Raw genomic sequence first — 10,177 nt, 5'->3', positions numbered from 1 at the left:
CGGGGCATCACCGCCAACACCGAACACCTTCGCCTCACCGTGGAACAATCCATCGGCCTCGTCACCGCCCTGAACCCGCAACTGGGCTACGCCACAGCCACGGCCATCGCCCAGGAAGCCCTCGCCACCGGCAAGGGCGTCGCGGAACTAGTCCTCGAACACGGCCTGCTCACCGACGAGCAGCTCACCGAGCTCCTCAGCCCGCACCGCCTGGCCAACCTGAGCAAGTAGCGCCCCTCCGAACCCCGAAGGACCCCCATGACTTCTCCTGACACTGCCCGCGCCCAAAAACTGCCCGCTCAACAGCAGACCCAGCCACAATCCGCCGTCACCGACCACACCATTCCGGCGCATGCCCACGCCTCGGGGGCTGCGCTCCACGCCGAGGACCAGGGCTACCACAAAGGCCTGAAACCCCGGCAGGTCCAGATGATCGCGATCGGCGGCGCCATCGGCACCGGCCTGTTCATGGGCGCCGGCGGCCGGCTCGCCACCGCCGGTCCGGCCCTGATCATCAGCTATGCCGTCTGCGGGTTCTTCGCCTTCATGATCCTGCGCGCGCTCGGCGAACTCGTGATGCACCGGCCCTCGTCCGGCTCGTTCGTGTCCTACGCCCGCGAATTCTTCGGCGAGAAGGCCGCGTTCGTCACCGGCTGGCTGTACTGGCTGAACTGGGCCATGACCGCGATCGTGGACATCACCGCCGTCGCGCTGTACATGAACTTCTTCAAGAAATACTGGGCGCCCATCGCGGACGTGCCGCAGTGGACCTGGGCGCTGGCGGCCCTGATCCTGGTCCTGGGCCTGAACCTGATCAGCGTCAAGGTGTTCGGCGAGCTGGAATTCTGGTTCGCGCTCATCAAGGTCGTGGCGCTCGTGTCCTTCCTGCTCGTCGGCATCTACTTCGTCATCTTCGGCACGCCCGTGGCCGGGCAGGAGGTCGGCTTCAGCCTCATCGCTGACAACGGCGGCATGTTCCCCAATGGCCTGCTGCCGGCCATCGTGGTGATGCAGGGCGTCGTGTTCGCCTACGCCTCGATCGAACTGATCGGCACCGCCGCCGGCGAGACCGAAAACCCCGAAAAGATCATGCCGCGGGCCATCAACACGGTGATCGTGCGCATCGCTGTGTTTTACGTCGGCTCGCTCGTGCTGCTCTCCCTGCTGCTGCCCTACAGCTCCTACAAGGCCGGCGAAAGCCCCTTCGTGACATTCTTCGGCTCCATCGGGGTCGACGGCGTGGACGCCATCATGAACCTCGTGGTCCTTACCGCGGCGCTGTCCTCGCTCAACGCAGGCCTTTACTCCACCGGCCGGATCATGCGCTCGATGTCCATTTCCGGTTCCGCGCCGAAATTCGCCGGCCGGATGAATAAGTCCGGTGTCCCCTACGGCGGCATCGCCCTCACTGCCGCAGTGGCTGTCCTGGGCGTGATCCTGAACGCCGTGGTCCCGGCCGAGGCCTTCGAGATCGTCCTGAACGTCGCATCGCTCGGCATCATCAGCACCTGGGCCATGATCGTCCTGTGCCAGATGCAGCTCGCCCGGCTCGCAGCCCGCGGAGAACTGCTCCGGCCCGCGTTCCGTATGCCGGGCGCACCCGTCACGGGCTGGATCACCCTGGCCTTCCTCCTGGCGGTGCTGGTCCTCATGGCCTTCGACTCGCCAGTCGGAACGTGGACCATCGCCTCCCTCGCGGTCATCATCCCGTTGCTGATGCTCGGCTGGCGCCTCTGCCGGCACCGCATCCTGGAGATCGCCGCCGTCCGCGACGGGTTCACCGGCCCGTATCCGCTCGTGGCCAACCGACCCGTGCGTGGGACCGCCGGGGATTCGGAGTAACATCCCGGCAGTCCGGGTCCGCGTAACGCAACGTCCCCGCAACCTCTCCTGCACGTGGTTCGCATATGCTCAGCGGACAGACTCAACATGGCTCAGCGACGAACCACCCGGGAGACAGCTCATGACCAATTGGCGGATCAGGGATTTCCATTCGGCCGATCTTGACGGGATCCTGCACCTCTGGGAATCCCTCAAGGCCACCAACGTCGAGCCGGTCTACGCCCTCTCCGAGGTGCTCGCCTCCTGCGAAAAGGACCACGCCGTCGTCGCGGTGCAGGGCGAGCAGGTGGTGGGCGCCGCCGTCGGACGCGCCGCCCACGACCAGGGCTGGATCGTTTTCCTGGCCACCCTGCCCGATTACCGGGGCCGCGGCATCGGCACCTCGCTGCTGGCCTCAGTCGAGAACCGGATGGCCCCGCACGGGCTCAACAAGCTCTCGGCCCTGATGCCCGAATCCGAAACCCGGGTGGAGGCCTTCCTGAGCCGCGGCTTCGCCCTGAAGAAGAACCTGCGCTACTTCGAGCGGAAAATCCCGGTCCAGCGCCAGGAACTCGAGCCGCTCAGCCAGCTCGGCGGCCGGATCCTGGCCCGCGACCTCTGGGAAAACGTGGCGGGCATGCGCAACGAGAAGGAACTGCTGGAACGCCGGCTGGTCCTTCCCCTCGCCGAGGCCGACCTCGCCGACGAATACGGGGTGGTGCCGCCCCGGGCGGTGGTCCTCTTCGGCCCGCCCGGTACGGGCAAGACGACCTTCGCCAAGGCCATCGCCTCCAGGCTGGAGTGGCCGTTCGTGGAGGTCTTCCCCTCCCGGCTGGCCTCAGACCCCAAGGGGCTGGCCGGGGCGCTGCGCGAGACCTTCCTGGAGATCGCCGAACTCGAGCACGCGGTCGTGTTCATCGATGAGGTGGAGGAGATCGCCTCCCAGCGCTCCGGCGAACCGCCGTCGCCCCTGCAGGGCGTCACCAACGAACTGCTCAAGATCATCCCGGCCTTCCGCGAACAGCCCGGCCGGCTGCTGGTCTGCGCCACCAACTTCATCCGCGCCCTGGACTCCGCATTCCTGCGCCACGGCCGCTTCGACTACGTCATCCCGATCGGTCTGCCGGACCGCCAGGCCCGCGAGGCCATGTGGCAGCGCTTCATCCCTGCCACCGTGGTGGACGACGTCGACGTCGAGCTGCTGGTGGACCGCACCGAGGGGTTCTCCCCCGCGGACATTGAGTACGCGGCCCGCAGCGCCTCCCAGCGGGCGCTGGAAAAGGCGGTGTACGACGACGGCGGCGCGGCGTCCGGCGGCAGCGCCTCAGTCCGCGAAGCCGTCCGGAAGGGTCCGGCCACCCAGGACTACCTCGACGCGATCGCCGACACCCGGACCACGGTCAGCGCCGAAGTGCACCAGCAGTTCCTGGAGGACATCGACGACCTAGGCCGGGTGTAGGGGAAGCAACGCGGGGTCAGTTGCGGCCCATGTTGGGGCTCTGCATGGGCGCCAAGTGACCCCGCGTTGCAGTCATTGCCGAGCCGTCATTGCCTAGTGGAGGCAGCGTGATCCTGTTTCTCACAATTGTGAGCGGTCTGGCCTGGACCGTGGTCTACGTCGATGCCATCCGGATCGGCTTCAGGGACCGGAGCTACGCGATCCCGGCCGCCGCGCTGGCCCTGAATTTCGCCTGGGAGGCCATCTACGCCACGCGCTCCATCGCGACGGGAATCACCGCCCAGGGGGTCTTCAATATCGCGTGGGGACTGGCCGACGTCGTGATTGTGTACACCTTCCTGAAGTTCGGCCGCTCCGAGCTGCCGGGCTGGGTGACGCGGCGGCTGTTCATCGGCTGGGCGCTCCTGCTGGGCGTGACGTCCTTCGCGGTCCAGCTGCTGTTCGTCGTCCAGTTCGGCTGGGACGACGCGGCCCGCTACGCGGCGTTCCTGCAGAACCTGCTGATGTCCGGGTTGTTCATCGCCATGTTCGCCGCCCGGGGCGGCACCCGCGGCCAGACCCTGCTGATCGCCGTGGCCAAGTGGGTCGGCACCCTCGCGCCCACGATTGCGCTGGGCTGGTACGGCAACTCGCCCCTGATCCTGGGCGTGGGGGCGCTCTGCAGCGTCTTTGACCTGGTCTACATCGGCCTGCTGTGGCGGGCCCGGCAACCGGAAGCCGCTAGAGGGTGACGACGATCTTGCCCTTGGCGTGGCCCTGTTCGAGCGCGGCGAGGGCTCCCCCAATGTCCGCGAACGGGTAGGTGCGGTCCATGACCGGCTGCACGTGGCCGGCGTCGACGAGGGCCGCCAGGGTGCGCAAATCATCCCCGCTGGGGTGCATGAACAGGTAACGGTAGCTGGCCTTCGCCTTCCGGGCGCGGCGGCGGATGCCCATGCTCATCAGCCAGAACGCGGCCGTGATCATCGGCGGCGAGCCCAGGTCTTTCGTCGCGGTGAGCGGCTCGGGAACGCCGGCGATGGATACCACCCTGCCGCCGGACTTAAGAATGCGGAAGGAATCCCTGAGGGTCACGCCGCCGACCAGGTCCAGGACCGCATCGAAATCATGCAGTACCGCGGAGAAGTCCTCCCGGTTGTAGTCGATGACGGCGTCCGCCCCCAGCCGGCGCACCAGCGCCTCGCCGCGGGCCGATGCCGTGGTGGTGACCTGGGCGCCGAGATACGTCGCGAGCTGGATGGCGAGTGTTCCCACCCCGCCGGCGCCGCCGGAGATGAAGAGCCGGGTGCCGCGGCCCACGGCAAGTTCATCGCGGAGGGCCTGCAACGCCGTGAGCCCGGCCAGCGGCAGTCCTGCGGCCTCGGCGAATCCGAGCGACGCCGGCATGGCGGCCGCCAATTCCTGCTGCACGCACACCAGCTCGGCGAAGGCTCCAAGCCTGGCCTTGTCCACCCGGGCGTAGACGCGGTCGCCGATGGAAAAGCGGTTGGGCCCGGGTCCGATTGCTTCCACCGTCCCGGCGAGTTCGCAGCCGGCAACGATCGGCAGGCGGACATGGCTGATGGGCCGGAGCGCGCCCCCGCGGAACTTGAAGTCCACCGGGTTCAGCCCGGCCGCGGCGACCTTGATCCGGACGTCACCCGGGCCGGGCTGCGGAACCGGAACATCCTGGAGTTCCATGGCGTCCGGGCCGCCGTAGCGTGTGAGGACGTAGGCGCGCATGCTCAGTCCCGCGCGGACCCGGTGTCGCCGGCCGGAGCATCGCCCGGCGCAGCTTCCGCGTCTGCTGCAGCCGGGGCGTCATAGGAGAGGAACTCGTAGTCCGTGTCATCCGCCTCGTCGAGCATGTCGTCGAGTTCGTTCAACAGCCAGGGATTGATCCGGGCCAGGATTTTCCGGGTTTCCTCGACAGGAACGGCGGCGTAGAGCACCGGGCGGGCATCGTCGTAGCGGGTGACCGGGGGCTTGTCCGGCCACTTCTCGGCCAGCGCCTTGACCCGTTCGGGCAGCGAATTGTGCGCGTTGTCGGCAATCTTAACGAGCGTGGCGTCGTGGTCCTCGGCGATGTACCGGATGCCGGCCTGGTAGTCGTCCGGATTCTCATGCAGGCGCTTAGTGACCCGCTCGATGATGTCCGCGGCACGCTCGGAGACCCCCATGTCCAGCAGTGCCTGCCGCGTCATCGGGGTGTCCTCCGCGATGTCGTGGAGGTACCCGGCGATCCGGATGTCGTCGTCGAAGTCCGCCAGGGCGTCCCCGACGGCGAGCACATGTTCCCGGTATGGCCGCTTGAGCTTGTCCTTCTGGCGGTTGTGGGCCACCTCGGCCAGGACCTTGGCTGTCTCGACGGTGAAGCGGGGCTGGGCGTGTGCGGGCTCGGTCATGAATCCAGCCTACGCGCCGCGGCTGTCCGTCCCTGCCCGGAGGCCGGTTCCCGGATGCGCCCCCTTGTGCGCTCCCGGTACCCCGGGCCACACCCAGGGCTCGCGGGGCAGGGCCGCCGGGTCGAAGGCGGCGAGGACTTCGTCGAGGCGGCCCGGCGGGAGGCCAAGGGAGTCCAGCAAAGTGTCCCGGACCAGGTCCGCGCCAACCCCGGCCAACGCCAGGTCGGCGAGCGTGACGGCGCCGTCACGCTTGGCCAGCCGGGCGCCGTCGGCGTTCAGTACCAGCGGCACATGCGCATATTCCGGAACAGGCATATTGAGCAGCGACGCCAAATAGGCCTGCCGCGGCGTGGACGGCAGCAGGTCATCGCCGCGGACCACCTGGTCGATGCCCTGCGCGGCGTCGTCCACCACCACGGCCAGGTTGTAGGCGGTCACGCCGTCGTTGCGCCGGAGCACGAAGTCGTCGACCACCCCGGTGTAACTGCCGTGGAGCACGTCCCTCACTGTCACCTCGGCCACGGTGGAGCGGAGCCGGACAGCCGGCGGCCGGGCGGCCCGCTTGGCCTCGCGCTCGGCGCCGCTGAGGTTCCGGCACGTTCCCGGGTAGGCGCCCAGCGGAGCGTGCGGTGCCGAGGGGGCCTCCTGGATTTCGCGGCGGGTACAGAAGCACTCATAGGTCAGGCCGGCCGCCGTCAGCTCCGCGATCGCCCCGTCATACAGGTGCTCACGCTCCGTCTGGCGCACGACGCCGCCGTCCCAGTTCACGCCGATCGCCGCCAGGTCGCGGAGTTGCTCGGCCTCGGCGCCGGCCCGGGCACGGTCCAGGTCCTCCACCCGCAGCAGGAACCGCCGCCCCCCGGACCGGGCGAACAGCCACGCCAGGATGGCCGTCCGGAGGTTGCCCACATGCAGTTCGCCGGAGGGACTGGGGGCGAAGCGGCCAGCTGAGGTCATGGGATAAGCCTATGCGGAGCAGCACAAGAGCCCCTCAGCTACCGATGACTTCGGGAAATCCGGCGTCGGTGGCTCAGGGGCTCTTGCCGCGAGTGCGTTGTGCGGAATGACGATGCGTGAACAAGAGTCAGTCAGCGGCTGGTTCCTTGCGGGAGCCTCGTCCGGGGTCCGGGTGGTGTGCCGGGATGTCCGTAGCCTTCGGGATCGTGGCGGTGGCCTCGTCCCCTTGTTGTCACCATTTGAGCAGAAGCCCTACAGTTGGTGCAACGGACCGGCCCCAGAGTAGTCAATCTGATCAACCACAGCCCGGACCGCGAACAGGAAGTGGTCATTTTGCAGGAGCTCGACGCGACGGACCGGCGGATCCTCGCCGCGCTGGACGAAGATCCCCGCGTGCCGGTCATGGTGCTGGCGCAGAAGCTGGGCCTGGCCCGCGGCACCGTCCAGTCCCGCCTGGAACGGATGTCGGCGTCGGGCGCGCTCCGGCCGAACAGCAGCCGGGTGCTGCCGTCCGCCCTGGGCCGCGGCGTGGCGGCCGCGGTCAGCGCGGAACTGGACCAGAGCCACCTCAACGAGGCAATCGCCGCCCTGCGCAACATCCCTGAGGTGCTCGAATGCCACGCCCCGGCCGGCGACACCGATCTCCTGATCCGGGTGGTGGCCAAGAGCCCGGACGATCTCTACCGCGTGTCAGAGGAAATCCGGCTGTGTCCCGGAATCGTCCGGACCTCAACGAGCATGTTCCTGCGCGAGGTCATTCCCTACCGGACCACGGGACTGCTCGGCGCCTGAGCAGGCGGACGCGTCTAGACCGGCGGCCCGGCGTTGGCCTTCAGGTTCTTCATGACCAGCGTTGACGTCAGTCGCTCGACGCCGGGCAGCGAGGTCAGTTCACTGTCGTAGAAACGCTGGTAGGAGGGCAGGTCCTCCGCGATGACCTTGAGCAGGTAGTCCGGCGACCCGAAGAGCCGCTGGGCCTCGACGATGTTGGGATTGCCGGCCACCCGGCTCTCGAAGATCTCCATGGTGGAACGGTCCACCTGGCGCAGGGTCACGAACACGATCGCCTCGAAACCGAGCCCCACCGCGGCCGGATCAATATCCGCCCGGTAGCCCCGGATGATCCCGGCGGCCTCCAGATCCCGCAGCCGGCGGTGGCACGGGGCCACGGTCAACCCCACCTTGGCTGCCAAGGCCGTGGCAGTCATCCGGCCGTCCGATTTGAGGTAACGCAAAATACTTCTGTCAATGGCGTCAATCACGCAATTATATTACCCAATAGCGGTGATTCTTCAGTAAATAAGCGAGCACTTCCCGGCCGAATTTGCCTAGAGTTTTTCTTGTACCCGCCACGGGGTGCCGCATTCCTGGAGCCCGCCATGAACCCCCAGCTTTTCCTCGCCTTCCTGGTTGTCGCCGTCGCCCTGGCATGCACCCCCGGCGTCGACTGGGCCTATTCGATCGCGGCCGGGCTCCGGCAGCGCAGCTTCGCGCCCGCCGTCGCCGGTCTTTGCGGGGGCTACGCCCTCCACACGGCGTTGCTTGTGCTGGGCCTGGCGGCACTGCTCGCCGGGATGCCCGGCGTGCTGGGCTGGCTGACCGCGGCGGGCGCCCTCTACCTGCTGTGGCTGGGCTTCAGCACCCTGCGGTCCTGGCGCGGGGCCAGCTTCAGCACCGGCACCGCTGCTCCCGGTGCCGCCACACCCGCGAGCCAGTTCCGGGTCTTCCTCCAGGGCATGGGCATCAGCGGGATCAACCCCAAGGGCCTGCTGTTCTTCGTGGCCCTGGTGCCGCAGTTCGTGAGCCCTGACGCCGCGTGGCCGGTTCCGGTCCAGTCGGGTCTGCTCGGGCTGACCTTCATCCTGCTCGTGGGCGTCATCTACAGCTGTGTGGCACTCCTGGCGCGGAAACTGCTGCAGGCCAGGCCGGGCGCAGCGCGCCAAGTGACGCTGGCCAGCGGGATCATCATGCTGGCCCTGGGCGCCTTGCTGCTCGCCGAGCAGATCGTGCCCGCCCTCAGCGCAGCCATGACGCACGAGTGAGGGCGGGAATCCGCCCTGGGGCTACTTGCGCTGCATGTACCACTCGGTGAAGGACGACGCGCGGCCGTCCGCGGTCAGTTGGATGACCCACAAGTTGTCATAGCTCCGGCTGTTGCCGCGATACGTCGTCAGGCCCTGCACAAACGCCCGGCCGCCGTCGACCCCCAGCAGCTTCCATTCAAACATCCAGTCATCCGGCTCATCACGCCCGGCAAGCCAGTGCTCCACGATATCGTCCCGGCCCTGCCATGGTTCGGCTTCCTGGGGGCTGGTCGCATAAATGGCGTCCTCGGTAAACAGCGCCCGGATGTCCTCCGGATCGTTCGTCGTCCACGCTGTGATGTAGTGCTGCATCCAGCGCTCCACCGCATCTCTCATGCCTCGTTTGTACTCCCCGCCCCAGGGGCCCGCAAGAGTAGTGGATACGTGGATTTGGCCGCGATCGGGCGTGGAAGCCCGTCAGTCGTCGTCAGCGCGCCCGTACTCGCGGTCCCAGAGTTCGTGCATTTCGGCGTCTTTGCGGATGGCTTTCACGGCCTCCAGCTGTGCCGGTTTGTGTCGCTGCCAGTCCCGGCCGCCGAGGGTCTTGCGGCCCGCCTCGAGGAGGAGCAGGGCGGTGTCCGTCAGCGCGTCGCTGCGGAGGGTGAAGTCAGTCTTCCTGCGCCGCAGGACTTCCTGCAGGGCCGAACGGGAAGCGGTGTAGGCGCCGAGCCTGCGCAGCGACCGGGCACGCACCAGCAGCAGCGCCGCGGACAGATCGTCCGCGTTCAGCAGGCCCTCGGTCTCTGCCACCACGTCGACGTCGCGTCCCAGCTCGGCCTCCAGCGAACAGCGCGCCAGGGCGAGCGGCAACGACGGCGGCAGGCCGGCCAGCGCCGCCAGCGCCGCCTCCGTCTGGCCGGTCTCGCGCAGGGAATGGGACAGCGCCAGGAACACGGCCTCCTCGGAGAAGAGCACCGGAACCTCAATCCGCTCGGCCACCTCCACCCTGGTGACCACGCCGGCCAGGTATTCGCCGGCGTAGCGGTTGGCGTCCTCCTCGTTCCGCAGTCTCAGGCCGTGCTGCAGGAGTTCGGACGCGCGCAGGTGCCCGCCGTGGGCGTACGCCAGCAGCCCGGCCATGAGGTAGCACACCCCCGCCCAGCCGGGGTAGGAGCGGGCCAGGGTTATCAGGCGGTCAGGATCGGTGCTTCCGAAGACGGCGGAGTGCACGGCTTTCATCCTCTTGGCGGAGGTCCGGCCCCCTACCCTGCCCAGCCGGGGCACCCCGCCTTCGGCGGCCAGCGTCCCGGGTGCCCGGCCCGCCATGAGTCCGGCCACCGCGCCGCCCACGGTGCCGGCCAGGCCGCGGACGGGTGTCCGGACCACTACCTTGCGGAAGGGCGTCAGGTCGCGGGTGTCCGTGTACGGCCTGCGCTGGCCGTCGGGACTTTCGCCGTCAGCAAGCTGGCCAGCGGGAATGCGGCCGTCAGGAATTTGGGGGGCGGATTCGCCAAGTCCGGCGCTCATTCCCC

The 10,177-nt window shown here is 68.2% G+C and carries 11 protein-coding genes and 1 pseudogene; 6 read left to right on the top strand and 6 right to left on the bottom strand.

Annotated elements, in window-relative coordinates; translation table 11 throughout:
- From aspA to AC1DKN_RS20110, 4 genes and pseudogenes are all read left to right on the top strand, one after another.
- Positions 1-231 (top strand): annotated as a pseudogene (aspA, locus tag AC1DKN_RS20125) (aspartate ammonia-lyase); the annotation flags it as partial.
- 27 nt (positions 232-258) lie between these two features.
- On the top strand, positions 259-1,842 hold the full coding sequence (locus AC1DKN_RS20120) for an amino acid permease (protein ID WP_476872300.1): 1,584 nt from the start codon (positions 259-261) through the stop codon (positions 1,840-1,842).
- A gap of 121 nt (positions 1,843-1,963) precedes the next feature.
- A complete protein-coding gene (locus tag AC1DKN_RS20115; RefSeq protein ID WP_230008091.1) occupies positions 1,964-3,280 on the top strand; it encodes an ATP-binding protein in 1,317 nt (438 codons plus the stop codon).
- Between the two features lie 107 nt (positions 3,281-3,387).
- Entirely contained in the window at positions 3,388-4,011 is a 624-nt protein-coding gene (locus tag AC1DKN_RS20110) for a transmembrane-type terpene cyclase (protein ID WP_476872299.1), read from the top strand.
- On the opposite strand, the gene AC1DKN_RS20105 is transcribed toward AC1DKN_RS20110, so the two are convergent.
- Genes AC1DKN_RS20105 through gluQRS form a run of 3 tightly spaced genes read right to left on the bottom strand, consistent with a single transcriptional unit; the run spans position 4,001 to position 6,621 of the window.
- Entirely contained in the window at positions 4,001-5,002 is a 1,002-nt protein-coding gene (locus AC1DKN_RS20105; RefSeq protein ID WP_476872298.1) for an NADP-dependent oxidoreductase, read from the bottom strand. The genes AC1DKN_RS20110 and AC1DKN_RS20105 overlap by 11 nt on opposite strands.
- Positions 5,003-5,004: 2 nt before the next feature.
- On the bottom strand, positions 5,005-5,664 hold the full coding sequence (locus AC1DKN_RS20100; protein ID WP_476872297.1) for an HD domain-containing protein: 660 nt from the start codon (positions 5,662-5,664) through the stop codon (positions 5,005-5,007).
- A 9-nt stretch (positions 5,665-5,673) separates the two neighbouring features.
- A complete protein-coding gene (gene gluQRS / locus AC1DKN_RS20095; protein WP_476872296.1) occupies positions 5,674-6,621 on the bottom strand; it encodes a tRNA glutamyl-Q(34) synthetase GluQRS in 948 nt (315 codons plus the stop codon).
- A gap of 333 nt (positions 6,622-6,954) precedes the next feature.
- Between gluQRS and AC1DKN_RS20090 the strand changes: the two genes are divergently transcribed.
- Positions 6,955-7,413 carry an Lrp/AsnC family transcriptional regulator gene (locus tag AC1DKN_RS20090; RefSeq protein ID WP_176803545.1) on the top strand — a complete coding sequence of 153 codons (459 nt, stop codon included), beginning with the start codon at positions 6,955-6,957 and terminating at the stop codon, positions 7,411-7,413.
- Between the two features lie 14 nt (positions 7,414-7,427).
- Here the strand turns inward: AC1DKN_RS20090 and AC1DKN_RS20085 are convergent, their stop codons facing one another.
- Positions 7,428-7,883, bottom strand: a complete 456-nt coding sequence (locus AC1DKN_RS20085) for an Lrp/AsnC family transcriptional regulator (protein WP_079555658.1) — start codon at positions 7,881-7,883, stop codon at positions 7,428-7,430.
- A gap of 117 nt (positions 7,884-8,000) precedes the next feature.
- On the opposite strand from AC1DKN_RS20085, the gene AC1DKN_RS20080 reads away from it, so the two are divergent.
- Entirely contained in the window at positions 8,001-8,663 is a 663-nt protein-coding gene (locus AC1DKN_RS20080; RefSeq protein ID WP_476851449.1) for a LysE family translocator, read from the top strand.
- A 21-nt stretch (positions 8,664-8,684) separates the two neighbouring features.
- Here AC1DKN_RS20080 and AC1DKN_RS20075 read toward each other — a convergent pair whose 3' ends face one another.
- Together AC1DKN_RS20075 and AC1DKN_RS20070 are read right to left on the bottom strand one after the other, a co-directional pair.
- A complete protein-coding gene (locus tag AC1DKN_RS20075; protein WP_028277562.1) occupies positions 8,685-9,041 on the bottom strand; it encodes a nuclear transport factor 2 family protein in 357 nt (118 codons plus the stop codon).
- 81 nt (positions 9,042-9,122) lie between these two features.
- Positions 9,123-10,172, bottom strand: coding sequence for a hypothetical protein (locus tag AC1DKN_RS20070; protein WP_476872295.1), 1,050 nt, complete (start codon positions 10,170-10,172; stop codon positions 9,123-9,125).
- Between the last annotated feature and the right edge of the window lie 5 nt (positions 10,173-10,177).

Source organism: Arthrobacter sp. 01N444 (genome assembly GCF_056399305.1).
The sequence above is the reverse complement of the archived record's forward strand: the minus strand, read 5'-3'. Positions and strand labels throughout refer to the sequence as shown.

Coding starts and splice junctions, on each gene's coding strand:
- AC1DKN_RS20120 (WP_476872300.1), top strand. CDS start 259: ATGACTTCTCCTGACACTGCCCGCGCCCAAAAACTGCCCGCTCAACAG.
- AC1DKN_RS20115 (WP_230008091.1), top strand. CDS start 1,964: ATGACCAATTGGCGGATCAGGGATTTCCATTCGGCCGATCTTGACGGG.
- AC1DKN_RS20105 (WP_476872298.1), bottom strand. CDS start 5,002: ATGCGCGCCTACGTCCTCACACGCTACGGCGGCCCGGACGCCATGGAA.
- AC1DKN_RS20100 (WP_476872297.1), bottom strand. CDS start 5,664: ATGACCGAGCCCGCACACGCCCAGCCCCGCTTCACCGTCGAGACAGCC.
- gluQRS (WP_476872296.1), bottom strand. CDS start 6,621: ATGACCTCAGCTGGCCGCTTCGCCCCCAGTCCCTCCGGCGAACTGCAT.
- AC1DKN_RS20080 (WP_476851449.1), top strand. CDS start 8,001: ATGAACCCCCAGCTTTTCCTCGCCTTCCTGGTTGTCGCCGTCGCCCTG.
- AC1DKN_RS20075 (WP_028277562.1), bottom strand. CDS start 9,041: ATGAGAGATGCGGTGGAGCGCTGGATGCAGCACTACATCACAGCGTGG.
- AC1DKN_RS20070 (WP_476872295.1), bottom strand. CDS start 10,172: ATGAGCGCCGGACTTGGCGAATCCGCCCCCCAAATTCCTGACGGCCGC.